The sequence below is a fragment of the unidentified bacterial endosymbiont genome (assembly GCF_918320885.1).
In the GTDB taxonomy this organism is placed as follows: Bacteria; Pseudomonadota; Gammaproteobacteria; order Enterobacterales.
Genome location: NZ_OU907312.1, coordinates 881,456 through 907,566 on the forward strand (window position 1 = coordinate 881,456; position 26,111 = coordinate 907,566).

Sequence of the window (26,111 nt, forward strand, 5' to 3'; positions counted from 1 at the left end):
GCTGTTACTATCGTTATAACAATACCTTTTACTGCTTTATTTCGCTTGCCTGAACAGTTGACTGCAAGCGATGGTGCCGAGAGCGGGACTTGAACCCGCACACCCTAGAGCACTACCCCCTCAAGATAGCGTGTCTACCAATTCCACCACCACGGCATGATTGTGTAACCCTTTATGGAACTATTTTGTCGGCTGTTCTGTTGGTGGTAAATCTGCCGGCATCGGCGCTTGCTCCGGCCCGACCACCGGTTCACTTAAATCGTGCCAAGGGCTGTTGACCACCCGTGAATGGCTTAAATTACCCAACAGTAAACAGAGCGCAAAAAAGAGCCCCATCAATACAGCCGTCAATTGGCCCATAAACCGGTTGCTGCCGGTTGCCCCAAACAGCGTGGTCGAGGCACCACCCCCTGAAGCAGCACCGAGCACTGCACCCTTCCCCTGCTGGAGTAATACCAACACGATGATGCTCAGAGCCAGCAAAAGATAAATCACTAATAGTGTTTGATACATAGTGGCTCTCGATGGACCGATGACAAAGCGCTGAAATCCCGCACGACGGAATCCCTGCCGAAGTGCCGAGATGATACACGCACTAGCGGCAAAATAAAATAGCAACCGATAGATTATCGCTTTTTATTGGAATGGTATCCAACCGCTTTCTCTACCGCTGTTTCATAGACAATCTGCTGCTCATTACTCCCTCAGCCTTTTGGCTACACCGCGGCTTTGACAACATCAGCTAACCCATGAGCCATGCCCTCGATGCGGGCCTGCTCTTCCCCCTCGACCATCACCCGAACCAGGGGTTCCGTCCCCGATTGGCGCAACAGCACCCGCCCACGCCCTGCCAGTTGGCGCTCTACCTGAGAGATGGCCTGTTTAACCCCCTCACTCTGTAGCGGCTGCTTGTGGCTATTGAGCGGAACATTGACTAACACCTGCGGCAATAGGGTGATCCCACTGCAGAGATCGAGCAAGGAGCGACCCGTCCGCACCATCACGGCTAAAATCTGCAGCGCTGCTACGATACCGTCCCCAGTCGTGCTTTTATCTAATAAGAGAATATGGCCAGAATTTTCAGCCCCTAGCCGCCAACCGAGGGTTTGTAACTGCTCTAAGATAGGGCGATCACCCACCGCGGCTCGGATAAACGGGATCCCCAAGCGCTGCAAGGCTAATTCAAGACCGATATTGCTCATCAGGGTACCAACCGCTCCCCCTTGTAACGTGCCTTGTTGCAAGCTTTCTCGGGCGATCAGGTAGAGCATCTGATCACCATCAACCCGCTGGCCTTGGTGATCGACCATGATCAGTCGATCACCATCCCCATCAAAGGCTAAACCCACATCAGCCTGCTCGGCGAGTACCTGCTGTTGCAAAGCACGGATATCGGTAGCCCCACAGGCAGCATTGATATTCAGCCCATTAGGCTCACACCCTAAGGTGCTCACCTGAGCCCCCAGTTCGCGGAAAACATTAGGCGCGATATGGTAGGTGGCGCCATGCGCACAGTCCACCACGAGTCGCAGACCGTTTAAAGCTAATTTTCCAGGAAAGCAACTTTTACAAAATTCAATATACCGTCCGGCAGCATCCACAATCCGGCTAGCACGCCCCAGCGCTGCAGCACCCACACAGGTCATGGTCCGCGTTAATTCGCTTTCAATCGCGATCTCTATCTCCCGAGAGAGTTTGGTGCCATCAATTGAGAAAAATTTGATCCCATTGTCATCATAAGGATTATGCGAGGCGGAGATCACAATACCGGCCTCGGCTCGGAAAGTCCGGGTGAGATAAGCAATCGCTGGGGTTGGCATGGGGCCAGTCAACGCAGCCGAGAGGCCAGCGGCTGCTAATCCTGCCTCCAAGGCCGATTCCAACATATAGCCGGAGATACGGGTATCCTTGCCAATAATCACTTTACGCGAACCATGGCGTGCCATCACTCGGCCTGCTGCCCAGCCTAATTTAAGAATAAAATCTGGCGTAATGGGGGCAGTGCCGACCTTGCCACGGATCCCATCGGTTCCAAAAAATTGACAGGGGTTCACGCGTGGTTAACTTCCTGTAAGCTGTCTAGGGCTATTGATGATTGAGCCTCCAGCACGGCTGAGGCAACTCGCAAGGCTTCAACGGTCTCGCGCACATCATGCACTCGGACAATCTGTGCACCCTGCATCACCGCGATCACTGCCGCGGCAACACTCCCGGATGGACCCGGATCGGGTAATCCCTGTACTACCTGACGAATCATTAATTTATGAGAGAGTCCGATCAACAGCGGGCACGCTAAGATCTTTAAGGTGGCGAGCTGACCTAATAACTGGTAATTGTGCTGCAAGGCTTTATCAAAACCAAACCCTGGATCGAGCAATAAACGCGCTCGTGGGATCCCCCCTGCCTCACAACAAGCGAGTCTCTCATGAAAAAAATCAATGATTTCAGGCAATAAACGCTGATAGTGCGGTTTCTGCATCGGCACAGACTCCCCTAATCGATGCATTAAACAGACTGGCAAACCAGTGGCGGCCGCGGCAGTTAAGGCGCCTGGGTAACGCAATGCCATGATATCATTGATCAAATTCGCTCCGGCAGCGGCGGCCGCTAGCATCACCTCTGGCTTGTAGGTATCTACAGAGACCCAGACATCAAAGCGGGCTACAATGGCCTCTAGGATTGGCATCACGCGGTGCAACTCCTCTTGAAGCGGCACTGGCACCGCGCCCGGGCGCGTAGACTCCCCACCGATATCGATGATGCTGGCCCCTGCTGCAATCATCTGCTCTACTTGGCGTAGTGCAGCCGCTATCGATTGATAGCGGCCTCTATCAAAAAAAGAGTCCGGGGTGACATTCAGAATCCCCATCACCTGCGGGGAGCTGAGATCCAATGAGCGTTTGCCGCTACTTAACCTGTACACCTGACTCACCTCAGGTTATTGGATCACCGGCTTGGGCTGCTGTCTAATCATCCCAGAGGAGGTCGATGAAGCCGTTGAAGTCGTGCTAGGTGGCGGTTGATGGGGCGATTCCGTGGACTCCTCCTGCCAACCCGCCGGAGGACGCACGGCTCGACGCGCCATTAAATCATCAATTTGTAGGGCACCGATCGTTTCATATTTCATCAAAGCTTCTTTCATCGCTGCCAAGACATCACGATGGCTTTCTAAGATAGCTAACGCACGCTGGTAATTGCGGTCAATCACCGCACGAATTTCTGAGTCGATAGTCCGCGCGGTCTCATCCGAGAACCGTTTAGCTTTTGCCATTGAGCGTCCTAGGAACACTTCGCCCTCCTCTTCGACATAGAGTATGGGCCCTAATTTTTCGGACAATCCCCACAGCGTTACCATTTTACGGGCAATATCGGTAGCACGCTCGATATCATTAGAGGCGCCGGTAGAGACCTGATCATCACCATAGATTAACGCTTCAGCAATCCGCCCGCCATAGAGGCTAGAGACTAAACTCTCTAAATACTGTTTACTATGGCTGACCCGATCCTGTTCTGGAAGATACATGGTGACCCCTAAAGCGCGCCCCCGTGGAATAATACTGACTTTATAGACTGGATCGTGATCAGGGACTAGCCGACCGACAATCGCATGTCCCGCTTCGTGGTAAGCAGTCGCTTCTTTTTGCGCTTCAGTCATCACCATCGAGTGCCGCTCCGCACCCATCATGATTTTATCTTTGGCTTTTTCAAACTCTGCCATCGACACTGCCTGTCGGCTACTACGGGCAGCAAAGAGCGCCGCTTCATTGACTAAATTGGCCAAATCAGCTCCGGAAAAACCTGGCGTTCCACGAGCGATGACAGAAGCATTGACATCAGACCCTAAGGGTACCCGCTTCATATGCACCTTTAAAATTTGCTCACGACCCCGAATATCTGGTAAACCCACAACGACTTGCCGATCGAAGCGCCCTGGGCGCAGCAAAGCGGGATCAAGTACATCTGGACGGTTGGTGGCAGCAATCACAATAATGCTCTCAGTGCCTTCAAACCCATCCATTTCCACCAACATCTGGTTCAATGTCTGCTCACGTTCATCATGACCACCCCCTAAACCAGCACCTCGTTGACGCCCAACCGCATCAATCTCATCGATAAAAATAATGCAGGGTGCCGCTTTTTTAGCCTGATCAAACATATCCCGCACCCGTGAGGCACCAACGCCGACAAACATTTCAACAAAATCAGAGCCGGAAATGCTAAAAAAAGGCACCTTGGCCTCACCAGCTATCGCTTTAGCCAGTAGGGTCTTACCGGTGCCGGGTGGCCCAATCATCAACACACCTTTGGGGATCTTACCCCCTAATTTTTGAAAGCGAGCCGGTTCACGGAGGTAATCTACTAATTCGCTGACCTCCTCTTTGGCTTCATCGCAACCGGCGACATCAGCAAAAGTGGTTTTAATCTGATCATCACTCAACATGCGGGCACGGCTCTTACCAAAGGAAATAGCGCCTTTACCACCCCCCTGCATTTGCCGCATAAAGAAGACCCACACCCCGATCAATAATAACATCGGTAACCAAGAAGAGATAAAAATAGTATAGAATAGGCTCTGCCCCTCTGGAGCGACCCCTTCCACAATGATATTTTTATCCAGAAGTTTTTCCAGCAAGGTAGGATCAGACATTGGCAGGTGCGTCACATAGTCTCTGCCATCTTTTCTGGAGACCTTTAGTTGTGCTTTACGCGGATCGGAGACAACCCGCTGAATACTCCCTTGATGAACCTCCTCTATAAATTCACTGTAGGTGATGGGCCGGCTCTGGACATCATGGGTTCTAAAATTCTGAAATAGCGACACCAAGAGGGCCGCAATGGCCACCCAGATCATCAGGTTCTTTACCAGATCACTCAAGCCATTAACCTCATATCAGCTGCTCTATTCAAGAGAGACTTCATTACTAGGGGTAGGTTACTATAGTTTATAACCACTAGCCACCAGATAAAGCTCTTTAGAGCTCTTTCTGGACGCCACAGGCTTACGAACTTTCACTGTTTTAAATAGAGCACGAAGATTGCGTAAATAGTGCTCAAAACCAGCCCCTTGAAACAGTTTAACAACAAAGGCGCCGTTCGGGGCTAATACCAGCTGACACCATTCGATCGCTAACTCTGCTAGATGCAGGGAACGGGCTTGATCCACCACGGATAGACCACTCAGATTAGGCGACATATCAGACAATACCACTGCAGCCTTGCCTGTCCCAATCCGTGTTAATAGCTGCCCGAGCACTGGTTGATCACTAAAATCACCCAGCAAAAAATCAACCCCGGCAATGGGCACCAAGGGTAAGCGATCACAGGCAATGACCCGGCCGGTTGGTCCAACACACTGTGCACTATACTGTGACCACCCTCCCGGAGCTGCTCCAAGATCGACTACGGTCATCCCTGGCTTTAATAAACGATCTCGTTGCTGCAGTTGCTCTAGCTTAAACCAGGCGCGCGAACGACACCCAAGCCGTCTGGCTTGCTGCACATAAGGATCGTTCACATGGGCTTGCAACCAGCGCTGAGAGCTGGCTGAGTTTTTTTTGGTCACACGATCTCTCGATGAATAAGCAGTGAGCTGGCCTGGGGTTGGTTACCCACCAGGGGTTTCATCAGTGAGGCGTTCCGCACGCTACCCCAAATGTTCAATCTGTAGAATGCTATACTCCACTTCACCACCTGGGGTTTTGATGAAAATTTCCGCACCGCACGGTTTATTAATTAAGCCGCGGGCTATCGGTGAATTCACCGAGATCAAGCCCTGTTTAATATCTGCTTCATCATCACCAACAATACGGTAACAGGGTTGCTCGCCACTCTCATGATGCAACAAAGTAATGGTCGTCCCGAAGAGTACTCGGCCACAGTAAGCAATTTTTCTAATATCGAGGATTTGGGCATGCGCTAGCTTGCTTTCAATCTCTTTAATCCGTCCCTCACAAAAGCTCTGCTGCTCCCGGGCAGCGTGATATTCAGCATTTTCTTTTAAATCACCCTGCGCACGCGCTTCAACAATCGCTGCAATAATTTGCGGCCGCCGCTCTTTTTTCAAATAGTTGAGTTCTTCACGCAATTTCTCGGCGCCACGGACTGTCATTGGAATCATAAGAGACGCTACTCCTTAACAGCAGCCTCAAGGAATGACTCAAACGGCCAACAGCTGCTTATTTTCAGGTAAAAAATTCACGCCTGTGGCTGACTACTCCAGCAGGCGCATTACTATACCGATTTTAACGCAGTTCCACACGTTAATCACCGTTAATTTTCATTAACGCTGTAGGGATAATCGATGACACAGGGTGATTACAGCACTCCCTAAAGCGGCGGAATAAACTCTCTATGACGCCTCTTCCTCTAGAGCCTCTTGATAATCAACAGCACTTAACAAGCTGTTCAACTCGCTGTCATCCATACTCTGGATGACCAATAGCCATCCTGCCCCATAAGGGTCACGATTGATCAGTTCAGGATCACTCTCCAGATCTTCATTAATGGCTACAATTTTGCCACTGATCGGGGCAGAGATATCGGAGGCCGCTTTAACCGACTCCGTTACCGCACAATTTTCTCCAGCGATAAAGATTTCACCTAGGCCAGGGAGATCAACAAAAATAATCTCTCCTAGTAAGGACTGTGCATGATCAGTGATCCCGATCCTATAGCGATGTTCGGCTTCAACTCGCAGCCACTCATGGTTTTGGCTATAGTATAATTCAGCTGGTATATGGCTCATTGCAACCCTCTCTTTCTCAAGTTCCAGCAGCACGTTTAGATTATCAAAACCAAGGCTTCTACTCGTCGCAGAAACCGCCCAATCTATAGATCTGACGACCTTACTATCTTGGCTATGGCTGGCACCCGCTGGCTACTCTCTTTTGCAGTTTTAACGGCGCTCTACCTATCCCTTACTTTTCGCAGCCTGGAAGCTCAGATCCCAAGCACTAGGTTGCTTTTTTAAGAAAAATAAACTAAAAAATAACTTTAAATTTAAAATAAATAAATTTATTGTTTACTTTAATAACTATTTATTGAATTATTGGTTATCCAAGACTTTATCGATTCTTAACCTACTCCATTCTGTTTAACCACCGCAGGAGATCGATTATGCCTACATCATCAGATAAATCTTCAGAACAAAGCGCTAATGAAACAGCCTATGCCCTGTACACAATGGCAGCAAAAACTATAGAAAAAGCGACGGGATGGGCTAAGAACCTCATGAGTAGCCTCGCCTAAAAAGCGATTGACTGGATCAGTTATGGTATCAAAACAGGGATCGACACCTTAAGCAATCAAATAAAAATTGTTCTGCAACCAGAACCACTCATCACCCTGGAGATCTCGCGAACCGAACCCACAGTGACTGCCGTAGAAAACGTCATAACCAGTAGCCCTATAGACTCTGACAAACCTCCTGCTCTAGAAAAGCAAGGGTCACTCGCCAGTAACCTGCAACGCCAGAGGAGCAATTCGAACGCTCAGTCGATAGCCCACCAGCTATCTTCTGATTCAGATGACAGCGATGATGGCCTCGAGGGCTCAATACTCACTACCTCTCCACAACGATCAGAAACCTACAACCTGTACCCTCTCCCATCAGCGGCGACTAATTACGCGCCGTTCGCTGCCGATTATCTGTCAGAGGGTGAACGGCTACTCTAGTTCAGATCACCCCTAGCAAAAACTCCAGTAGCCACCACATCGCTGCAAAATCAGTGCTGCCAAGCCACCAGCGAGGATATCATCTAGCATGATGCCAAGCCCACCATGAACAGAGCGGTCAATCCAACGAATCGGCCAAGGTTTACTAATATCTAATACTCGAAACAGGATAAAACCAATTACCACCCACTGCCACTGTCGTGTGGGCACTGCCCAGAGTGTGATCCATAACCCAACAAATTCATCCCAAACAATCACACTGGGATCCCCACCCCCTAAATCGGCTGCGGTGCGGCCACAGATCACAATCCCTAAGAGTGCCGCGACGATCAGCACTGCCCCATACAGGAGCACAGGGGAGTTCGATAACAGCCACCAGAGCGGTAGTGCTGCCAGCGTGCCCACAGTGCCCGGCATCTTCGGACAGAAGCCAGAACCCAATCCTACGGCCAGCAGATGGCAAGGATTAGACCAACGGAAGCGCGTGCACGCCAGGCTTTGCGCTGAATCGCTGCTTACCACGCGACTACTTGCTGTCTGCTGTCTGCCGTCTGATCGCTGATTTCTGAATATTATCGAGCACCCCATTGATAAATTTATGGCTCTCTTGCGCCCCAAAGCATTTTGCTAACTCAATGGCTTCATTAATCACCACTTTATAGGGAACCTCCTGATGCTGGTTTAATTCATAGAGGGCTAAACGCAAAATTGCCTTTTCAACGGGATCAAGTTCCTGCAGGGAGCGTGCCAAGTGCGGTTGCAGCTGTTGATCTAAAGTAGTGTGAGTCTGCACCACCCCCGCTAACAGATCGTTAAAATAGGCACTATCCGTCTCCTGCATCTCCTGCATCCCCGGTGCGCTTAAAAAATGCGCGGCGACCTGAGAGAGCGTATTGTTTGACAGTTGCCAGGCATAAATCGCCTGTAAGGCATACTGGCGTGCCTGACGACGGGCCATCATTTTGTTATTTTGCTTCGGTGGTTCCATTAGTTTTTAATCGTTTGCAGCACATTAATCATCTCAAGCGCGGTCAGTGCAGCCTCTGAGCCTTTGTTGTGTCTCGTTTTTATTCCAGTCTGAGTGGTCACCTGTTCCAACGTCTCTAGGACCAATATCCCACAAAGAACAGGTAGTTCAGTATGCAATTCCAGGTGAGCTAATCCTTGCCTACATTGAGTGATCACCTCATGGTACTGTTCTATCTCACTCCGAATAACACTTCCTAAAGCGATTATCGCATCAAAATCTCCTTGCTTGCTGAGACAACACGCTGTCAATGGCAGTTTATCCACACTAGGGACGTGGACCACCAGGATATTATCATCCGCCACTTGACCAATTCGCTTCAGGATATCTAGTGCCCCGTCCAGCAGGGCATGGTTAATAAAATGGTTGCGCGCTAGCGCAATCGCGATACGCGCATAGGGGGTAGCAACCACCCCTTCGATAATCTTCATAGGCTCTCCTGCGATCCATTAAACCAGCTTATAGAGTGACCCACTCCGCCAGTTTATCTATCATGATAACCACTATGTTTTGCACCTTAATCCTGTTAAGGACTTGATCCAGGATCTAAAGCACAGGGCACTCCAGCTACCTTGCCACAGAACCACCCTGGACCTCCTGTCCAGATGAGTGAACTTAATAGCGCTACTTTTGCCTAATACAGTTAAAAAACAATAGGATAGGATTCAATCGTCTTCGGTAAAAACATACTCTATTACTCCTTTTTTAGGAGGATTAGGTACCTACCCCTACAGACTACTGATGATTATATAGCGATAACAAGCGGAGATCTGCAATCCTGGACTTTAATCACAAATATGCCCCAATAGTCCGGTGCCTGGGTGCCCACTCTTCGCTCACGACGAGGAATGGGTTTCAGGAGACCCTGGCCAGTATCAAGCTATTGAGTTAATCAAGGCGCTGATAGACTGGAAACTGTTGACACAGCACCGCAACCTGCCGTTTGATCGCCTGGATTTCATCACTATCCTGCTCTCGTTCTAATAAATCACCAATCCAGCTGGCCACCTGCCGAACTTCCGGCGCTTTGAAACCCCTACGGGTAATAGCGGGGGTGCCAATGCGAATGCCGGAGGTGACAAAGGGGCTATGAGGATCGTTAGGGATACTGTTCTTATTGACCGTGATGTTCGCTTGCGCCAAACGGGCATCAGCTGCTTGACCTGTTAACCCTTGAGGCGTTAAGTCAATCAAGAGTAAATGGTTATCTGTGCCACCCGATAAGATGTGGAATCCCCGGGACAACAAGCAGGTCCCCAGGAGTTGGGCATTGTGTAATACCTGTTGTTGGTACTGAACAAATTCAGGCTGCATCGCCTCTTTAAAGGCCACCGCTTTGCCAGCAATCACATGCATTAAAGGCCCACCTTGCGCGCCAGGAAACAGCGCGGCATTCAGCTTTTTATACAGCGCTTCGCTGCCGCCCGCTGCTAAAATAAGACCACCCCGTGGACCTGCCAAGGTTTTATGCGTGGTTGAGGTGACCACGTGGGCATGGGGCAAGGGGCTAGGATAGAGACCAGCAGCCACCAAACCAGCCACATGAGCCATATCAACGAGTAGATAGGCTCCTACGCTATCGGCAATCTGCCGCAGCCGAGACCAATCAATCACGCGAGCATAAGCAGAAAAACCACCGATTAACAGCTTAGGCCGGTGCTGCTCGGCTAATGCTGCGACTGCATCATAATCGAGGTAGCCCTGCTGATTGAGCCCATAACTGATGGGTTGATAAAATTTTCCGGAAAAATTAACAGGTGATCCATGGGTCAAATGGCCCCCTTGCGACAGATCCATCCCTAAAATCTTATCCCCAGGGTTTAACAACGCCATATAAGCCGCAAAATTGGCTTGTGAACCTGAGTGTGGCTGTACATTCACATAATCGGCCGCAAATAATTTTTTGGCGCGGGTGATCGCCAACTGCTCAATCTCATCCACAAACTGACAGCCCCCATAATAGCGCTTCCCGGGATAGCCTTCAGCATACTTATTCGTCAACAGTGACCCTTGCGCCTGCAGCACAGCTCTGCTGGCATAATTTTCTGAGGCAATCAGTTCAATATGCTGCTCTTGACGCCAGGTTTCCTGTTGCAGAAACTGCCATAGTTCACTATCTTGTTCTTCTAGCGGGCTAGTGAATACAGACATCGATACTTCTCCTTTCTCTCAATGGACTCATTGCTCGCACGGCCTACGGTCAGGTAGGTTCGGCTATCACAGCGGATCTGTGGTGACTGTAGAAACCGCTTGTAAACCTGCGCCTCACCCATAAGTGACCGGGTAGCGGCGATCTTTACCAAAATTACGGGCCGTAATCCGTGGACCAACTGCTGCTTGCCGACGTTTATACTCATTATAATCGACTAACTGAATAACCTGAGCCACCAGCTGAGGATCAAAGCCCTGGGCGACCAACCCATCGGCCGTTTGATCCTGTTCAACATAGCCCTGAAGCAAGCGATCTAAGATCTCATAAGGCGGCAAGCTCTCTTGATCATGCTGTCCAGGCGCCAGCTCCGCAGAGGGCGGGCGGGCAATGACCTGCTGAGGAATCACCTCACCCTGTCGATTGCGGTAACGGGCCAATTGATAGACTACTGTTTTTGATACATCCTTGAGCACGGCAAAGCCACCGACCATATCACCATACAGCGTGGTATACCCAACCGCCAGCTCACTCTTATTGCCAGTGGTTAATACCAGTTTACCCTGATGATTGGCCAAAGCCATTAATAGCGTGCCTCGACAACGGGCCTGTAAATTTTGTTGAGTGATACTGCCTGCTGAATCACTGCCCAGTAAAGGGTGCAATTGCTGCCTAAAAGCCTCAAATAGCGGGGTAATCGACACGACTGAGCAGCTTACCCCAAGTTGTTTGGCTTGCTGTTCTGCCAGCTGGTGACTTAATAGTGAGGTGTACTCGGAAGGCATCATCACGGCCTGCACGCCCGCGTGACCTAAAGCATCCACAGCAATAGCCAGCGTTAATGCTGAGTCAATACCACCCGACAACCCTAGAATGACCCCGTGAAACCTATTTTTATCAACATAGTCACGCAGTGCGAGCACTAATGCCTGGTAGATCTGTGCTAGCGGTGAGCGGTGTAACGGTGCCGTAGGTCCGGAAACAAATTGTTTCTCTTGCAGGCTAATCACTGCTGTCTGCTCTGCAAAGGCCACTAAACGATAGCAGCACTGCCCTTGCGAGGTATAGATCTGTGACTGTCCATCAAAGAGGAGTTCATCCTGCCCCCCCACCTGATTAAGATAGATCAGCGGCAGGGCTGTGCGCTGCGTTTGGCGCGCCATTAACTGACGTCGCCTACGCGGTTTGTCTCGATCATAGGGGGAAGCATGCAGTGACAGCACCAACTCAACACCCGCCGCTTTTAATGCCTCGATGGGGGAATCAACCCAGAGATCTTCACAAATCAGCACCCCCAACCGGTAACTTTTAAAGTCAACGACACCCGCCAAGGTTCCTGGTGTAAAATAGCGCTGCTCATCAAATACCCCATAATTGGGTAGCTGCTGTTTGTAGTAGCGGAGCAGCAATCGCCCCTGCCAAAAGAGTGATAGCGCGTTAAAGAGCCGCCCCTCCGCTTGCCAAGGATGGCCCACGAGAATGGCTGTCTGCTGGGAAGCCTGCGCTAAACGCTGTAACTGCTGCCGACAGCGGGTGTGCAGATCGGCCCGAAACAACAGATCTTCTGGGGGATAGCCAGTGAGGGCAAGTTCAGAAAACAGGATTAAATCAACCGATGGGGGCTGTTGATGGACGAGGTGTAACATCCGCTCGGCGTTCTCTTCGATGGCGCCTACTCGCCAGTTGAGCTGAGCTAAGGTAATAGTCAGCGTTCGCATGTTCTTATGGTGTTGTTGGCAGCTCTGCCTGCTTGCTGATTAAGTCCCACTTAAAGAGGTCCCACTTAAAGAGGGGCAGTGTAGCATAGAGTGCTTCCGGTCAGGGGAGCTTTTTAACCCCTTCTCAGCTACTTTTTCCTGGGATGGATGGATTGTCTAACGCTCTGTCTAGAACGGGGAGTGCACAATAGCACTTTATGGTATTCTTGATACCACAACCCGCCCTGACGGACGTCACCTATTAATAGCGAGGAGTAGTGATGGGATACAATTTGTCTGATTGGCAACACAGCGAGCGTGAACAGTTGCAAGCTGAAAAAAGTGCGGCCTACCTAGCTTGGCAGGAGCAACAAGGGCAGCTGAGTCCAGCGGAGGTTCTGCAACAGATTGCTCAGCAATCTGCAGCGCTTCAGCCCTATTTTATGAGTAAACTCAACGAATATCGCCAACGATTGTCTTAATACTATTATGACGACTATTAATAAAGTGAGATTACGCCCTTTAGAAAGAGATGATTTACGGTTTATTCATAAGCTGGATAATAATGAAAGCGTCATGCGCTACTGGTTTGAAGAGGCTTATGAGGCCTACGTCGAGCTCTGTGATCTCTACGATAAACACATCCATGATCAGAGTGAACGGCGTTTTATTATTGAAAAAGAGGGTGAAAATCTAGGGTTAGTGGAGTTGGTTGAAATTAACCATATTCATCGACGTGCCGAATTTCAACTCATCATCGACCCGGTACACCAAGGCCATGGCTATGCCACTATCGCTACTCAACTCGCCATGAACTACGCTTTTTCAGTCTTAAATCTCTATAAACTCTATCTGATGGTGGACAGCGAAAACAAAAAAGCAATTCATATTTATCAAAAAATTGGGTTCCAGAAAGAGGGTGAACTCAAGCATGAGTTTTTTATCAATGGTCAATACCGCAATGCGGTTCGCCTGTCTATTTTCCAGTCACAATTTTTGCAAGTCAGCCCAGCAGGAGAGAGCTAACTCGCCGGGCTCTACTCCCTAGCTATCTGTTGGGATGGCACCAAGAGCATGCCACCCTCCTAGCCTCAGCACCCTGCCTGGCTTCTATTGCCCAGGCGTTCTGGTGAGGGCTGCAGTAGTCGTATCACTCCATAACCGTCGATCTGATGGGTCATCTAGCTTGATTTGATCCACTGGCGGAAAAATGCTCATCCCCTCTGACAGGCGATAGTGCTTATCCTTCCACCCTGAAAGATCCCTGACCAGTCGATAGGCCATTGTTGCTGATGGCCCGGTTAACATTGGATTACCCCTAATCTGTAAAGTCTTTAAAGCAGGCAAGGCTCTTAAAGATTCCGGTGACTCACTGAGTTGATTATTTTCAAGATTTAATTTTTCTAAGGCTGTTAAGCTCAAAATCGCTTTAGGCCATTGACTCAGACCATTAGCCTCCAGGTTAAGGTCCCTCAGATTCTGTAACGATCTCCTAGGTTGATCAACAGAATCATGCCCAATCAGGAACTCCTTTAAGGCATTATGGCTGATATTGAACTGTTCTAACTGATGAAGCCTAGAGACAGCTAGCTGATCAAGCTTTATTAATTGATTGTGATTCAATGATAAATATTTTAGGGTAGTGATCGATTCCAATGGTTGAGGGAACTGAGAAAATTGGTTAGACGCTAGTACTAAGTTCTCCAGTGGTAACTGAGAAAAATCCTCAGGTAGTCTCTGTAACTGGTTATTAATGAGCACCACTGATTTCAGTGACGATAACTTAGGAAAAACCCCTTCAGGTAAATGAGTCAGTTGTAGGTTATTCAATTGGAGCTCAGTGTCTTTTTGGGCATAGGCGCTTAATAGGATTGAAGCGGCTTGCTCTCTTGAATATTTTTGATGGCTATCTTGACCTGCTTCATGAACCCATTGCTTTAGACGTTGTTCGAGATCCTTTAATTCCTCTAACTCCGCTGCAGATTTTTTAGCCCAGGGATCAACGATATCTAGCTTGAGTTTCATGGTCTTAAGCACTGCGGGTATTTTGGGCATTTCTCGGATCTCATCAAACCCATTATTTGCCAAATCAAGTGACTCTAGCTGGGTGAGATGATTAAAATTTTCTGGCAAGGCATAGAGATGGTTATTATTAATCTTTAAGGTTTTTAGAGGTGTTAATTGAGTTAATACGCTCGGAAGAGACGTCAGGTTTAAGTGAGAGAGATCGAGCTCAGTCGCTTGGTGAATATAGGCTTGATAGATGCGGTTTACAATGCTGTCGTAAGACTCTCCGTCAGGTGTAAAATTGCCAGTAGCCCATTGCTGTAATGACTTGAGAAAGTTTTCCCGTTCCTGTTCAAGATCACCGACTGCCTTGTGCTGAAACGGATGATTACTGAGAAGCACACGGGGTTGTTTGGTATGATTGGTATGATTGGTATGATTGGTATGATTGGTATGATTGGTATGATTGGTATGATTGGTATGATTGGTATGATTGGTATGATTGGTATGATTGGTATGATTGGTCTGTATAGTCATGCTAGGCCATTGAGCTATCGTCTTGAATACCTCAGGTAGCGTAGAAAACTGATTATGACGACAATCAACATATTGCAATTGTTTGAGTTTCTTGAGCTGTGGTGGGACTGTTTGCAGTTGGTTATTGCTTAATAATAGAGTTTTTAATGAGGTTAATTTCCCTACTGCAGCAGGTAAGCTGGTTAGTCTCATATTTTGCAAATCTAACTGATCGGCTTGATTATCGTAAACGGCCATCATTTTATCAGCAGCTAGCTGCCGAATCGCTTGCTGAATAGTATTCAGTGCGGCCTGTCGACTCCATTTTTTTAACTGCCGTTCTAAGCGTTCCCGAGGTTTCTGGACATGCACTGCTTGTTGTTTTAGCAGCTGTTTAATGGATGCAGGGAGCTCCATTCCCTGAATAGCGTCGATAGTTTTACCCTGCCGATAAGCTGACCGAATAGTTCGGCCGATCGCTTTCCGTTCATCCACTGGTAAATTCTTCAGGATTAACCACTGATTAATGGCTGGCTGCAGGAGAGTTTTTATCTCAGAGGAGAGGCTGGTACTGCTTGAACGATCTGTTGGAGTAGCCATAGTATATCCCTCATAGGATTCTCATTATCATGGATAACGGCGTAGTGATAAGCCGCAAGCTACAGACTTTTATAAATACAGCAGCTGCAGTACCTTTCACAGCGAACCGCCGCTAGCAATACCTGGTTAGTTAACCGTGAGTCCGCAGTAAGCTACTTCTAAAAGAAGCGTGATGACAAATCCGATAATATTGCCTGTAATAAGCTATCCGCCTGCTCTGACTGAGCGTTATTCCGGAAAGATAAATATTGACCTAATAGCGTTGGATGTTGATCCTGCAGATAACTAACCATCGCGTGCCCCATCCGGTAGAGTAAATTGTTTTCTTTAGGATCGTCCGAGTAAGCGAGATTGTTGATCGCCTCGGTAGTCAGCGCCTGAGACTCCTGCTGGCTAACGTGAACCACACCCTTCTGATGTTCAAAGTACTCCGCTATCCCTTCCATCAGCCACGTAGGAATGCTAGCGCTATGCCCTTTGGTCACATAAAAAGTTAACGCATGGGTCAATTCATGCTTTAAATTCAGCGTATCTCCTTGTTGGTACAGATAGAGCTCAGAGTGAACCTCAGGGCGCCCTCTATAGTGCGCTTTACCCCCCTCAGACCCCAGTCCCCACTTAAACTGCTCCTCCCCCCCAAAATATTGATAATCCTCTTTTCTATCAAAGAGATAAATCCTAAAAGTTTCTTGGGGAGCACTGGGCGATAGGGGTAGGTTAACTGCGTTAGAAAATTCGGCGGCGACTGCTTGAATAGCCTGCTGGATAGTCGTTAATTTATTTGGTTTTAACCGGTTACAGTAGAGCTCTACCTTGATATTATGTGAGGGTAGGGTTATCAACTCAGGGGTTTGGTAGCCTCGACCGTTGTTGTTAAAATAATTTTCTTTGGTACGATAGTGGATGCTAGCAACGGCAGGGTTTGGATTGTTCAGTCTCTGATTAGTTCGGTTAAATGTAGCCATCCTCTCAATCTCCATCAGGAAGTCACTTACACAGTGACCCGACCTTTTTATACCTAAAAAATAACAAAAAATAAATATTTATATAAATAAAAATTAATTTAATTATCTTTTATGATAATTAAGTGGTTGTTAGTGGTAAACTTTTTGATTTGAGATCAAATTGAGGCAGGGCTGGAAATTTCAACCAGTAGATCGGTTAGCGGGTGGGAGAGTCGGAAACCTTGGTGCCGGCAATAGGAGTCGAACCTACGACCTTCGCATTACGAATGCGCTGCTCTACCAACTGAGCTATACCGGCAACTAAACGAGCAGATTGGCTTCAATACTCCGGAATATCCAGCGGTAAACTATTCAGCATGACCAGGATGCTGGGTCAAGCTCCCTGAGCTTTCGGTCTCTCAGTGAGTGAATAGCCTAAGGGTTGCACAGTGTGACTGATCAACCAAGAAAATGGTGGAGCTACGCGGGATCGAACCGCGGACCTCTTGCATGCCATGCAAGCGCTCTCCCAGCTGAGCTATAGCCCCTAACGATGGATGGATAGTCCATTCCAAAACGAGGCGTATCGTAGGCGAGATTGAAGGCGGAGTCAATAGAACGGTGATTCATCGATCGAACACTAGCCCATTGCTCAGGTGACGCCTCTACACTCCCGATCTGATGAGAGCAGCTTAACCCCCCACGGATAATAGGAACGAGGTATCCTCATGCGGCTGATCTTATTAAAGGACCACCAAGCGGTTGGCTGGTGGGGGTCCTACCATATTGTTCAATGTATTCAAGCTGTTAAACCTACAGCCGATCGACCCTCTGTCTTAGGACTACCCACAGGAAGCATCCCTCTACTGAATGAAATGGCAGAAGATTTAGCGCAAACTTGCCATCATTATGAAGAGCGCATCCGTCACTATGGCAGCACCCCTCTGTTTTTGGGGACGTTGGCAGAGATGGCCCTATCGCTTTTAATGAACCAACCTCTTGATTAGCTTCACGCAGACGCATGAAAACCTTAACCGAAAAGAGCCCCCAGGCTAATACTCACTGGTTTGCTAACACCCGACAACAGGTCCCTAAACAAACCTTGACTATCGGTATAGGAACGCCACCAGAAGCGAAAGAGATCATGATTTTGATGACGGGATACCCTTAGGAGACGATCCCCAGTAGCGTCAAACCAGCTAGAATAGTGAACCTCTTGTACAATGATTGAAAATAGTTTAAAAAGGCGCTGACTGGCAATCACTGGTTGCAGTTTACTGTAGTCTATGCGGGGCTGTTGACGTTGCATGATCCATGGGTATAAAAAAGCCTAGCTACCGCTACTCTTCTCGAGCCAAACGAGCGCTAATCCCTGCTGGTTTTCCTGATTGTGCTGCCGTCAATGTCTGCCTTCATAAGCGTGATTATCAGTGAATTCAATCACTAATTATTGGTCAATTTGTTATAATGCAGTTTTAACAGCCTCCAGGACTATCGCTTAACGAGTGGCTGTGCACCCTGGTTAGCGATCGATTAACCCTATGCTCCTTGCCCACTTTTAGGGATGGCCTTACAACAGGATACTTATGCTTGACTCATCTTTACTGCTCGTTCTGAGTGTTGCTTTCGCCTCTGGTTTTATCATCCAGCGCATCGGTTTACCCCCCTTGGTTGGCTTTCTGCTGGCAGGTTTCGGCCTGCGTAGTTGTGGTATTCACAGTTTTCATTTATTGGAAGAGCTTTCAGAATTTGGTGTGACTATTCTGTTATTTACTATCGGCTTAAAATTAAATGCTCGCTTATTGGTCAGGCGTGAAGTCTGGCTCAGTTCCACCGGGTATGGCTTACTCAGTGTCGTCACGATTACCCTCTGCATGGCACTCTTTAGTGTCTTAAAATTCCCAGGACTCAGCCAATTAAACTGGAGTCAGTGGGGGCTACTCGCTGTTGCCCTCAGTTTTTCTTCCACGGTTTTGGCGGTCAAAGCGCTACAAGTCAAGGGTGAGATCAGCAGTACTTATGGCCGTTTATCACTGAGTATCCTGGTGATTCAAGATCTGTTGGCCGTTCTATTTTTAACCCTGATGACCGGTGAGCTGCCCTCTTACTGGGTGGGGACACTATTTTTGCTCCCACTGGCGCGACCGCTGTTCTTCCGTTTTCTCAGTGCTTTAGGTCATGATGAGATCCTAGTGCTCGGCGGCATCACTTTAGCCCTAATCCCTGGGGCAGCACTTTTTCACTTCTGCGGATTAAACGCTCATCTAGGGGCGCTGGTCATCGGCCTATTATTAGCGCCGCATGCGCGCGCCTCCGAACTCTCAAAATCCTTGTTTGGTATCAAGGAGCTGTTCTTAGTCAGCTTTTTTGTGCAAATTGGCCTGGCAGAATCCCCAAACTGGCAGAGTTTGAACATCGCGCTGCTGTTACTATTGCTGCTTCCAGTCAAAGGCATTCTCTATTATATCGTGGTACGCAGCTTCCGCTTTCGAGTCCGCAGCAGTTTACAGACCGCTATTACGCTCTGTAATTTCAGCGAATTCGGCTTGATCGTCGGCAATATTGCGGTCAAACAGGGGCTACTAGACAACCAATGGTTACTGGTGCTGGCGCTAACAACAGCCCTCTCGTTTCTAGTGGCCGCTCCTATCAACCAGTTAACCGATCGGTTTTATGTGCTCCTGGCCCACTGGGGTGCTCGAGACCATAACGACAGATTACGCCCAGAAGATCAGCTCATAGACACTGGTCCTGCTCAAGTATTGATCCTTGGAATGGGCCGTATTGGCGCCAGCACCTACGATGAGTTACGTCACCGGTATGGCGAGATGATTTTAGGGGTTGAGCTAACAGCAGATAGCATTCCACGTCATAATGATCTAGGCCGGAATGTGATTGTTGGAGATGCGGCCGATCCCGATTTTTGGCAACAACTCATCCCTCAATCTAATATTCGCTTAATTCTGCTGGCGATGCCTCGCTGGCGCGGGACCCAGTTTGTACTGCAACAGCTGCAGCGACAGGCCTTTAAAGGTCGCATTGCTGCCATCGCCCAATTCGAAGATGAGATGCTGCCGCTACAGGAATCAGGGATCGATGCGAGCTTTAATGTTTATAGTGAAGCTGGGTGTGGTTTCGCTCGCCACGTCATCACAACGCTGAATACTGATCAGTTACTGTTAGATCATCCCAGGGCTGCCTCCAGCAGCCCTACTGACTAATTTTATCTGAGAAACCCGCTAAGCACTGGAAACAGTTCAGCCGATGATGCTGCATGGATAACCCTGGGCGCAAAAAACAGTTGACGCTCTGTGTCTAGATGCGCATAATTCGGCCCTCAGTGTCCATGGCAACACCCATAAACAGTTGTTCTGGCTACGTAGCTCAGACGGTTAGAGCACAGCACTCATAATGCTGGGGTCACAGGTTCGATTCCCGTCGTAGCCACCACTCGCGGGAGTGGCGAAACTAGGTAGACGCACCAGATTTAGGTTCTGGCGCCGTAAGGTGTGTGAGTTCGATTCTCACCTCCCGCACCAGATTTTTTTAAAGTTGTTGGTTGAAGTATCGGCGCTTTGGGGTGTAGCCAAGCGGTAAGGCAGCGGGTTCTGATCCCGCCATGCCCAGGTTCGAATCCTGGCACCCCAGCCATCAGCGCCTCCTGTCAGTTATTGGGGTGTAGCCAAGCGGTAAGGCAGCGGGTTTTGATCCCGCCATGCGAAGGTTCGAATCCTAGTACCCCAGCCATCTGTTGTAACCGCCTGCTCCTCAGTTGACCTCATGGCCAGTGATCATCCCATTTCGGAAGAGTTCAGGCTCATCCTTCAAGCGATAATCCTAAGGCATAATGCAGCAGCCCCTGTTTCAACCAGGTGCATCGCGAAACGCTGCGCAACGCCAGCTGGCGGATCCAAGGTAGTGGTGCTCGTTGCGTGCTAAAGCTTTGATAGATCAGATCCATGGCACGCTGCATCCACCGATTATCATCCTGGCGCCGCCGCTGATAGTGCTTTAAAGACACTTCTAAGTTGATCGCCTCCTCTAGGGAGGGAAGTGGATCCAACACACTGAGCAGTGCCACCACATCTCGAAAACCAAGATTAGCGCCCTGTCCAGCCAATGGGTGAATCGTATGGGCGGCATCACCAATCAATACCAATCCGGGCAAGTAGTAGCGGGCGGCATGCTGTCGCTCTAACCGAAACGCTTGAGCAGCCGTCGCTGTAACCGCTCCCAAGCGCTCCGGGTAGGCCTGGTGGATGGCATTGGTCAATTGTGGCCAAGAGAGCGCTTGTAACTCCCGAATCCTGTCTGGCGTATCATACCAAGCTAATGACGCCCAATGATCCGTTAAGGGCAAAAAAGCGCGGGGGCCACTGGGATAGAAACACTGCCAGGTGATCGCTTGCTGCGGCTGTTCCGTCTGTACGGTGATGAGTAGACACTGTTGCCGATACTGCCAGCCACTCATGCCAATGCCCGCCTGCTGACGCACCGCTGAGTGTTTGCCATCAGCGCCGATGACCAGTGAGGTCGTCAGTTGCCGTCCATCACTCAGCCGTAACTGCCAGCCCTTCTGAGCCCTAATCAACTGTTGTAACGTCACTGGGGTATACAGTGTAAGCGGCTGATTCGTGATCAACTGCTGCCACAGTTCGTACTGTAACACTCGATTCTCGACCATATAGCCCAGGTAAGGCTGCTGTAGACTCTCTGAAGAGAAAGAGACTATCGATGGAGCACCCTGCTCCCAGACTGCCAAATGACGGAAAGGTGCACCCCGCAGGGCAGTCCTCGCACTCCAAACTCCTAAACGCTCTAAGAGTGCCACCGAACGGCTGTTGAGGGCCGAAACGCGGATATCTGGCGGCACAGCAGGCATCAAGGGCAAGGGCGTCATGGCTTCCAATAGGGCTACTGACCGTCCCTGGTGTGCCAAACCCAAGGCAGCCGTTGCCCCGATCAAGCCCCCGCCGACCACGACACACTCGTAATGTACCACGCTGTCACCTCTAACATTTGCCTGAGCAAACGATTACAATACACTATACCCACCCCAACGGTGCAGGCGACTTAGTCCCAGTTTAGCGAGTAATACCATGACCAAAAAGCTTTACATTAAAACCTGGGGTTGTCAGATGAATGAGTATGATTCGTCAAAAATGGCGGACATACTGGCACATATCCAGGGTTATCAATTAACGCCTGAGGCTGAAGAGGCGGATGTCCTGCTATTAAATACCTGCTCTATCCGTGAAAAAGCCCAAGAGAAGCTATTTCACCAATTAGGCCGCTGGCGTACCCTCAAGCAGCGGCGTCCCGAGCTGATCATTGGGGTTGGCGGCTGTGTCGCCTCGCAAGAGGGTGAGCAAATCCTCCAGCGGGCGCCCTATGTAGATATGGTCTTTGGGCCGCAAACACTGCACCGGCTGCCTGAACTCATTCAACAGGCCACCGGCGAGCGACGAGCCGTCGTGGATATTAGCTTTCCTGCCATCGAGAAATTTGACGCACTGCCAGCCCCCCATGCCAAAGGTCCTACCGCCTTTGTCTCCATTATGGAGGGCTGTGATAAATACTGTACCTACTGTGTGGTCCCTTATACCCGCGGGCCTGAAGTCAGCCGTCTAGTCGACGATATTCTGTTTGAAATCGCCCAATTGGCAGAACAAGGCGTCCGTGAAGTCACGCTATTGGGACAAAATGTTAATGCTTATCGGGGTTTACATCATGATGGCTCGCTCTGCTCGTTTGCCGAATTGCTCCGGCTAACAGCAGCTTTAGAGGGCATTGATCGGCTACGCTTTACCACCAGCCATCCTATTGAGTTTACCGACGACATCATTGCAGTCTATCAAGATACCCCCGCCTTGGTCAGCCATCTCCACTTGCCAGTCCAGAGCGGTTCTGATTCTATTCTACAATTGATGCAGCGTACCCATACGGTGGAGCAGTATAAAGTCATCATTCACAAACTACGCCAAGTCCGTCCAACGATCCAGATCAGCTCCGATTTTATCGTCGGCTTTCCGGGCGAGCAAGAAGCGGAGTTCCTGCAAACCTTACAACTGGTTAAAGAGATCAATTTTGATCTGAGCTATAGCTTTATCTTTTCACCACGACCCGGCACTCCCGCCGCTACCCTATCGGATACCGTGAGCCTGGAACAGAAAAAACAGCGCCTGTACCGTCTGCAGCAACTGATTAACCAACAGGCCCAGATCACTAGTCGCCAAATGTTAGGCACCCACCAGTGGATTTTGGTCGAGGGACCCTCCAAAAAAAATATTATGGAGCTGACCGGTCGTACGGAAAATAATCGCATCGTCAACTTCCTAGGTGAGCCTAAGCTGGTCGGGCAGTTCGTTCAAGTCGCCATCACCGACGTCTATACTAACTCACTGAGAGGCCAGGTGATCACTCCGACAGTCCCCTTGAATCAACGAGCCCATTAACCTCCTCATCATGCCCCCTATCCTAGTTGATTTACAGATTGCCTGCCGTGATCCCCAGGGGTTACCCACCGTCGATACTCTGCAGCATTGGTTACAGACTACCGTCAACCAGCATCATCACACGGCTGAAGTGACCATTCGGCTGGTGGATGAAGCGGAAAGCCTGCAGTTGAACAGAGACTACCGTGGAAAAGCGTATCCAACCAATGTGCTCTCCTTTCCCTATGAGGCGACCGTCGTTTTAACACCCTGCCTGCTAGGGGATCTGGTCATCTGCCGTCAAGTCGTAGAACGCGAAGCCTGTGAGCAGCAAAAACCTTTAATGGCTCACTGGGCGCACATGGTGATTCATGGGAGCTTGCATCTACTCGGTTATCACCATGACACTGATCCAGCAGCAGAAGAGATGGAATCTCTGGAAGCTGCTATCCTACACACCCTAGGTTATGCTAATCCCTACTGCGGTGAAAACCCTCCAATGGATCAATCCTCATCCTATGAATGATCAACCAGCTGCTTCCTCACCCCTTCATAAACGGGGGATATTCGCCTCCCTCTTTAACTATTTATTCCATGATGAACCTAAGAATCGCGATGATCTGATTGAATTGATCCGTGACTCCGAACAAAATGATCTGATTGATAATGATACCCGTGATATGTTGGAGGGGGTCATGGGCATCGCTGAGCTGCGGGTGCGAGATATCATGATTCCGCGTTCGCAAATCGTGACACTCAAACGTCAGCAATCGCTTGAGCAGTGCTTGAAGGTGATTATTGAATCAGCCCACTCCCGTTTCCCTGTCATTAGCGAAGATAAAGATCATATTGAGGGCTTGTTAATAGCCAAAGATCTCCTTCCCTATATGCGGCGCGATGCCAAGCCCTTTGATCTCGATCAACTGCTCCGCCCAGCGGTCGTCGTGCCAGAAAGCAAAAGGGTTGAGCGCATGCTCAAAGAGTTCCGTTGCCAGCGTTATCATCTGGCGATGGTTGTCGATGAATTTGGCAGCATCTCTGGTCTAGTGACTATTGAAGATATTTTAGAACAAATCGTTGGCGACATTGCTGACGAATATGATGTTAATGACAGTGCGGTGGCTATCCGGAAACTCAACGACTATACCTTTTCAGTGCACGCTTTAACCCCTATCGAGGTGTTTAACGAAGCTTTTAAGACTCATTATCCGACCCAAGAGGTCGACACTATTGGCGGGTTAGTCATGCAGGCCTTTGGCCATCTGCCAACACCGGGTGAAACCATCACGATTGCGAATGACCACTTTAAAGTCACGCGAGCAGACAGTCGCCATATCATTCAGCTACAAGTGACCCGCCCATGCGCTAAAAAAACTAGCCAGCATAAAACCCTCGCCACTCGATGAGTAGCCTCTCTCAGCGCTCCCTTTGGCAGGCGGGTCTACTGGCCACTCTGCTGGGGGCCGTGGGGGTTCTTGCCTTTTCCCCGTACGAGTGCTGGCCGGCAGCACTGCTAGCCCTAGTGGGTCTATTAGGCTTAATCCTCAACCGCTCCCCGAGCCAGGCGGCGGCTATCGCCTTTGCTTGGGGGATGGGGTTCTTTGGCTGTGGCTTGTGGTGGATCGACTACTGTATTGAACAGTTTGGCGGACTCCCCGGGGTGGTTGGCGTGCTATTGATGCTACTCTTGATCGCCTACTTGGCCCTCTATCCAGCGTTATTCGCGGCTCTGCTGACGCGGGGGTTTCCGCGCCCGACTGCCGCTCGTTTTCTCCTGGCCTCGCCGGCCCTCTGGCAGCTTACCGAATGGTTGCGCAGTCACCTGCTGAGTGGCTTCCCTTGGCTGCAATGGGGCTATACCCAGATCGACGGACCGTTAGTCGGATTGGCGCCACTCGGGGGTGTTAACCTCATCACCTGGGTGCTGATCAGCCTAAGCGGCCTAGGGTGTTGGGCTTGGTTTAATCAGCGCTGGCGGCGTCTCTGGCTACTGCCGTTGGGTCTACTGCTGGCCTATCCGTTACGCCACTATACTTGGGTGCAGCCGCTGCCCGAGCGCGCTACCACGGTGGCGTTAGTCCAAGGCAACATCGCTCAATCGCTAAAATGGCAACCGGAACAACTCCAGGCGACCTTGCAGCGCTATTGGCAACTGACAGAACCCTTGCTGTCACAAGCACAAGTGATTATTTGGCCAGAGATGGCGATCCCAGCCACTGATCACAGTCAACGGGCTTTTTTACAACAGCTCGCGCAACGTCTAAATCCACATCAGAGCTTGATCACCGGGATCAGCCATCACGAGAGCACAGATGCTTACTTTAATGCGCTATTGGTGCTTACCGGATCGTCTGCGGGAGAACCCACCCCTTATCGCTACTACCATAAGCATCATCTGGTACCGTTTGGAGAATTTGTGCCACTGGCTTGGCTACTACGCCCATTAGCGCCCCTGTTTAATCTACCGATGTCCTCTTTTAGCCGTGGCGCCTATCAGCAAGCACCGCTCCTCACGGCCAATCGCCAATTGACCCCAGCCATCTGCTACGAAATTATTCTAGGAGAGCAGATCCGCGCCAATTTTGCCAATTCTATCGATTTCTTACTCACCGTCTCCAATGATGCCTGGTTTGGCGACACCCATGGCCCTTGGCAACATCTACAGATGGCACAGATGCGAGCATTAGAACTAGGTCGCCCACTGCTCCGCGCGACCAACACCGGCATCACCGCTGTTGTGCAGTCGCAAGGCCAGGTGAGTGCGCTGTTGCCCCAATTCACCGCAGGGGTACTACAAGCTACCGTCATCCCGACCACTGGCCTAACGCCCTATGCGCGCTGGGGCAACACCGTTGTCTGGCTACTGAGCACACTCTCTTTGATCAGTGCTTGCTGCCTCAAAGCGCTCCGTCCCTGAGGACAATAGCTTATAAACCGAACATCACCCTAGAGTGACTCACACAGGAGAAACATTATCAATGTTCTCTAGGATGTGCCAGTAGGATAGGCTTTTGAATGAGATTAAATGGGTAATATAATCTGCTTTTACTGGAGCAGAACAGC

24 protein-coding genes, 7 tRNA genes and 1 pseudogene are annotated in these 26,111 nt (G+C 49.7%); 14 read left to right on the forward strand and 18 right to left on the reverse strand.

Annotation, left to right across the window (positions count from 1 at the left end):
- Positions 1-71: 71 nt before the first annotated feature.
- The 8 genes from NL324_RS04410 to gcvH form a co-directional block, all read right to left on the reverse strand.
- A tRNA-Leu gene (locus NL324_RS04410) sits at positions 72-156 on the reverse strand.
- A 24-nt stretch (positions 157-180) separates the two neighbouring features.
- Entirely contained in the window at positions 181-513 is a 333-nt protein-coding gene (gene secG / locus NL324_RS04415) for a preprotein translocase subunit SecG (protein ID WP_253306491.1), read from the reverse strand.
- A 203-nt stretch (positions 514-716) separates the two neighbouring features.
- Positions 717-2,054 carry a phosphoglucosamine mutase gene (glmM, locus tag NL324_RS04420; protein WP_253306492.1) on the reverse strand — a complete coding sequence of 446 codons (1,338 nt, stop codon included), beginning with the start codon at positions 2,052-2,054 and terminating at the stop codon, positions 717-719.
- Complete coding sequence (folP, locus tag NL324_RS04425; protein ID WP_253307124.1) at positions 2,051-2,869, reverse strand: dihydropteroate synthase; 819 nt, start codon at positions 2,867-2,869, stop codon at positions 2,051-2,053. Before folP ends, glmM begins: the two co-directional genes overlap by 4 nt.
- 69 nt (positions 2,870-2,938) lie before the next feature.
- Positions 2,939-4,876 (reverse strand): ATP-dependent zinc metalloprotease FtsH, encoded by a 1,938-nt coding sequence (gene ftsH / locus NL324_RS04430; RefSeq protein WP_253306493.1) that lies wholly within the window; start codon positions 4,874-4,876, stop codon positions 2,939-2,941.
- Positions 4,877-4,936: 60 nt separating this feature from the next.
- Positions 4,937-5,563 carry a 23S rRNA (uridine(2552)-2'-O)-methyltransferase RlmE gene (gene rlmE / locus NL324_RS04435; protein WP_253306494.1) on the reverse strand — a complete coding sequence of 209 codons (627 nt, stop codon included), beginning with the start codon at positions 5,561-5,563 and terminating at the stop codon, positions 4,937-4,939.
- Positions 5,564-5,644: 81 nt separating this feature from the next.
- Positions 5,645-6,118: a transcription elongation factor GreA gene (gene greA, locus NL324_RS04440; protein ID WP_253306495.1), complete on the reverse strand. Its 474-nt coding sequence runs from the start codon at positions 6,116-6,118 to the stop codon at positions 5,645-5,647.
- Between the two features lie 231 nt (positions 6,119-6,349).
- On the reverse strand, positions 6,350-6,745 hold the full coding sequence (gene gcvH, locus NL324_RS04445) for a glycine cleavage system protein GcvH (protein ID WP_253306496.1): 396 nt from the start codon (positions 6,743-6,745) through the stop codon (positions 6,350-6,352).
- A gap of 371 nt (positions 6,746-7,116) precedes the next feature.
- On the opposite strand from gcvH, the gene NL324_RS08275 reads away from it, so the two are divergent.
- Complete coding sequence (locus NL324_RS08275) at positions 7,117-7,248, forward strand: hypothetical protein (protein ID WP_301282756.1); 132 nt, start codon at positions 7,117-7,119, stop codon at positions 7,246-7,248.
- 438 nt (positions 7,249-7,686) lie between these two features.
- On the opposite strand, the gene NL324_RS04450 is transcribed toward NL324_RS08275, so the two are convergent.
- From NL324_RS04450 to NL324_RS04470, 5 genes are all read right to left on the reverse strand, one after another.
- Positions 7,687-8,169, reverse strand: a complete 483-nt coding sequence (locus tag NL324_RS04450; protein ID WP_253307125.1) for a phosphatidylglycerophosphatase A — start codon at positions 8,167-8,169, stop codon at positions 7,687-7,689.
- 31 nt (positions 8,170-8,200) lie between these two features.
- A complete protein-coding gene (gene nusB, locus NL324_RS04455) occupies positions 8,201-8,662 on the reverse strand; it encodes a transcription antitermination factor NusB (RefSeq protein ID WP_436298240.1) in 462 nt (153 codons plus the stop codon).
- Positions 8,662-9,132 carry a 6,7-dimethyl-8-ribityllumazine synthase gene (gene ribH, locus NL324_RS04460; protein ID WP_253306498.1) on the reverse strand — a complete coding sequence of 157 codons (471 nt, stop codon included), beginning with the start codon at positions 9,130-9,132 and terminating at the stop codon, positions 8,662-8,664. The genes nusB and ribH overlap by 1 nt, the downstream gene beginning before the upstream one ends.
- 457 nt (positions 9,133-9,589) lie before the next feature.
- Positions 9,590-10,852, reverse strand: coding sequence for a serine hydroxymethyltransferase (glyA, locus tag NL324_RS04465; RefSeq protein ID WP_253306499.1), 1,263 nt, complete (start codon positions 10,850-10,852; stop codon positions 9,590-9,592).
- Positions 10,853-10,966: 114 nt separating this feature from the next.
- Positions 10,967-12,568: an NAD+ synthase gene (locus NL324_RS04470; protein WP_253306500.1), complete on the reverse strand. Its 1,602-nt coding sequence runs from the start codon at positions 12,566-12,568 to the stop codon at positions 10,967-10,969.
- A 260-nt stretch (positions 12,569-12,828) separates the two neighbouring features.
- Here NL324_RS04470 and NL324_RS04475 point away from each other — a divergent pair, with 260 nt between their 5' ends.
- Positions 12,829-13,029, forward strand: coding sequence for a hypothetical protein (locus tag NL324_RS04475; RefSeq protein WP_253306501.1), 201 nt, complete (start codon positions 12,829-12,831; stop codon positions 13,027-13,029).
- A gap of 7 nt (positions 13,030-13,036) precedes the next feature.
- Positions 13,037-13,573, forward strand: a complete 537-nt coding sequence (speG, locus tag NL324_RS04480; RefSeq protein ID WP_253306502.1) for a spermidine N1-acetyltransferase — start codon at positions 13,037-13,039, stop codon at positions 13,571-13,573.
- Positions 13,574-13,657: 84 nt separating this feature from the next.
- Here the strand turns inward: speG and NL324_RS04485 are convergent, their stop codons facing one another.
- The 4 genes from NL324_RS04485 to NL324_RS04500 all read right to left on the reverse strand — a co-directional run bounded on the left by NL324_RS04485 (position 13,658) and on the right by NL324_RS04500 (position 17,162).
- The gene (locus tag NL324_RS04485) at positions 13,658-15,670 is read right to left on the reverse strand and encodes a leucine-rich repeat domain-containing protein (protein WP_253306503.1); all 2,013 of its coding nucleotides are present in this window, start codon (positions 15,668-15,670) and stop codon (positions 13,658-13,660) included.
- Between the two features lie 158 nt (positions 15,671-15,828).
- Positions 15,829-16,635 carry a collagenase gene (locus NL324_RS04490; RefSeq protein ID WP_253306504.1) on the reverse strand — a complete coding sequence of 269 codons (807 nt, stop codon included), beginning with the start codon at positions 16,633-16,635 and terminating at the stop codon, positions 15,829-15,831.
- 222 nt (positions 16,636-16,857) lie between these two features.
- Positions 16,858-16,933, reverse strand: a tRNA-Thr gene (locus tag NL324_RS04495).
- Between the two features lie 153 nt (positions 16,934-17,086).
- Positions 17,087-17,162, reverse strand: a tRNA-Ala gene (locus tag NL324_RS04500).
- 180 nt (positions 17,163-17,342) lie between these two features.
- Between NL324_RS04500 and NL324_RS04505 the strand changes: the two genes are divergently transcribed.
- From NL324_RS04505 to NL324_RS04535, 7 genes are all read left to right on the forward strand, one after another.
- Positions 17,343-17,621: a sugar phosphate isomerase family gene (locus NL324_RS04505; RefSeq protein WP_253306505.1), complete on the forward strand. Its 279-nt coding sequence runs from the start codon at positions 17,343-17,345 to the stop codon at positions 17,619-17,621.
- Positions 17,622-17,635: 14 nt separating this feature from the next.
- Complete coding sequence (locus NL324_RS04510; RefSeq protein ID WP_253306506.1) at positions 17,636-17,785, forward strand: hypothetical protein; 150 nt, start codon at positions 17,636-17,638, stop codon at positions 17,783-17,785.
- 415 nt (positions 17,786-18,200) lie between these two features.
- Positions 18,201-19,835: a cation:proton antiporter domain-containing protein gene (locus tag NL324_RS04515; RefSeq protein ID WP_253306507.1), complete on the forward strand. Its 1,635-nt coding sequence runs from the start codon at positions 18,201-18,203 to the stop codon at positions 19,833-19,835.
- A gap of 152 nt (positions 19,836-19,987) precedes the next feature.
- Positions 19,988-20,064 (forward strand) — tRNA-Met (locus tag NL324_RS04520).
- 3 nt (positions 20,065-20,067) lie between these two features.
- A tRNA-Leu gene (locus tag NL324_RS04525) sits at positions 20,068-20,153 on the forward strand.
- A gap of 37 nt (positions 20,154-20,190) precedes the next feature.
- Positions 20,191-20,265 (forward strand) — tRNA-Gln (locus NL324_RS04530).
- A 21-nt stretch (positions 20,266-20,286) separates the two neighbouring features.
- A tRNA-Gln gene (locus NL324_RS04535) sits at positions 20,287-20,361 on the forward strand.
- 70 nt (positions 20,362-20,431) lie between these two features.
- On the opposite strand, the gene NL324_RS04540 is transcribed toward NL324_RS04535, so the two are convergent.
- Positions 20,432-21,616: an FAD-dependent monooxygenase gene (locus tag NL324_RS04540; RefSeq protein ID WP_253306508.1), complete on the reverse strand. Its 1,185-nt coding sequence runs from the start codon at positions 21,614-21,616 to the stop codon at positions 20,432-20,434.
- A gap of 97 nt (positions 21,617-21,713) precedes the next feature.
- On the opposite strand from NL324_RS04540, the pseudogene miaB reads away from it, so the two are divergent.
- From miaB to lnt, 4 genes and pseudogenes are all read left to right on the forward strand, one after another.
- Positions 21,714-23,033: pseudogene (miaB, locus tag NL324_RS04545) on the forward strand (tRNA (N6-isopentenyl adenosine(37)-C2)-methylthiotransferase MiaB); the annotation flags it as partial.
- Positions 23,034-23,079: 46 nt separating this feature from the next.
- Positions 23,080-23,574 carry an rRNA maturation RNase YbeY gene (gene ybeY, locus NL324_RS04550; protein ID WP_253306509.1) on the forward strand — a complete coding sequence of 165 codons (495 nt, stop codon included), beginning with the start codon at positions 23,080-23,082 and terminating at the stop codon, positions 23,572-23,574.
- Complete coding sequence (corC, locus tag NL324_RS04555) at positions 23,567-24,454, forward strand: CNNM family magnesium/cobalt transport protein CorC (protein ID WP_253306510.1); 888 nt, start codon at positions 23,567-23,569, stop codon at positions 24,452-24,454. The genes ybeY and corC overlap by 8 nt, the downstream gene beginning before the upstream one ends.
- Entirely contained in the window at positions 24,451-25,965 is a 1,515-nt protein-coding gene (gene lnt / locus NL324_RS04560; RefSeq protein WP_253306511.1) for an apolipoprotein N-acyltransferase, read from the forward strand. Before corC ends, lnt begins: the two co-directional genes overlap by 4 nt.
- The last annotated feature ends 146 nt before the right edge of the window (positions 25,966-26,111 follow it).

Coding starts and splice junctions, on each gene's coding strand:
- speG (WP_253306502.1), top strand. CDS start 13,037: ATGACGACTATTAATAAAGTGAGATTACGCCCTTTAGAAAGAGATGAT.
- gcvH (WP_253306496.1), bottom strand. CDS start 6,745: ATGAGCCATATACCAGCTGAATTATACTATAGCCAAAACCATGAGTGG.
- nusB (WP_436298240.1), bottom strand. CDS start 8,662: ATGGAACCACCGAAGCAAAATAACAAAATGATGGCCCGTCGTCAGGCA.
- NL324_RS08275 (WP_301282756.1), top strand. CDS start 7,117: ATGCCTACATCATCAGATAAATCTTCAGAACAAAGCGCTAATGAAACA.
- NL324_RS04485 (WP_253306503.1), bottom strand. CDS start 15,670: ATGGCTACTCCAACAGATCGTTCAAGCAGTACCAGCCTCTCCTCTGAG.
- ribH (WP_253306498.1), bottom strand. CDS start 9,132: ATGAAGATTATCGAAGGGGTGGTTGCTACCCCCTATGCGCGTATCGCG.
- lnt (WP_253306511.1), top strand. CDS start 24,451: ATGAGTAGCCTCTCTCAGCGCTCCCTTTGGCAGGCGGGTCTACTGGCC.
- NL324_RS04505 (WP_253306505.1), top strand. CDS start 17,343: ATGCGGCTGATCTTATTAAAGGACCACCAAGCGGTTGGCTGGTGGGGG.
- ybeY (WP_253306509.1), top strand. CDS start 23,080: ATGCCCCCTATCCTAGTTGATTTACAGATTGCCTGCCGTGATCCCCAG.
- folP (WP_253307124.1), bottom strand. CDS start 2,869: ATGGGGATTCTGAATGTCACCCCGGACTCTTTTTTTGATAGAGGCCGC.
- NL324_RS04470 (WP_253306500.1), bottom strand. CDS start 12,568: ATGCGAACGCTGACTATTACCTTAGCTCAGCTCAACTGGCGAGTAGGC.
- glyA (WP_253306499.1), bottom strand. CDS start 10,852: ATGTCTGTATTCACTAGCCCGCTAGAAGAACAAGATAGTGAACTATGG.
- secG (WP_253306491.1), bottom strand. CDS start 513: ATGTATCAAACACTATTAGTGATTTATCTTTTGCTGGCTCTGAGCATC.
- NL324_RS04510 (WP_253306506.1), top strand. CDS start 17,636: ATGAAAACCTTAACCGAAAAGAGCCCCCAGGCTAATACTCACTGGTTT.
- corC (WP_253306510.1), top strand. CDS start 23,567: ATGAATGATCAACCAGCTGCTTCCTCACCCCTTCATAAACGGGGGATA.
- NL324_RS04490 (WP_253306504.1), bottom strand. CDS start 16,635: ATGGCTACATTTAACCGAACTAATCAGAGACTGAACAATCCAAACCCT.
- NL324_RS04515 (WP_253306507.1), top strand. CDS start 18,201: ATGCTTGACTCATCTTTACTGCTCGTTCTGAGTGTTGCTTTCGCCTCT.
- NL324_RS04475 (WP_253306501.1), top strand. CDS start 12,829: ATGGGATACAATTTGTCTGATTGGCAACACAGCGAGCGTGAACAGTTG.
- greA (WP_253306495.1), bottom strand. CDS start 6,118: ATGATTCCAATGACAGTCCGTGGCGCCGAGAAATTGCGTGAAGAACTC.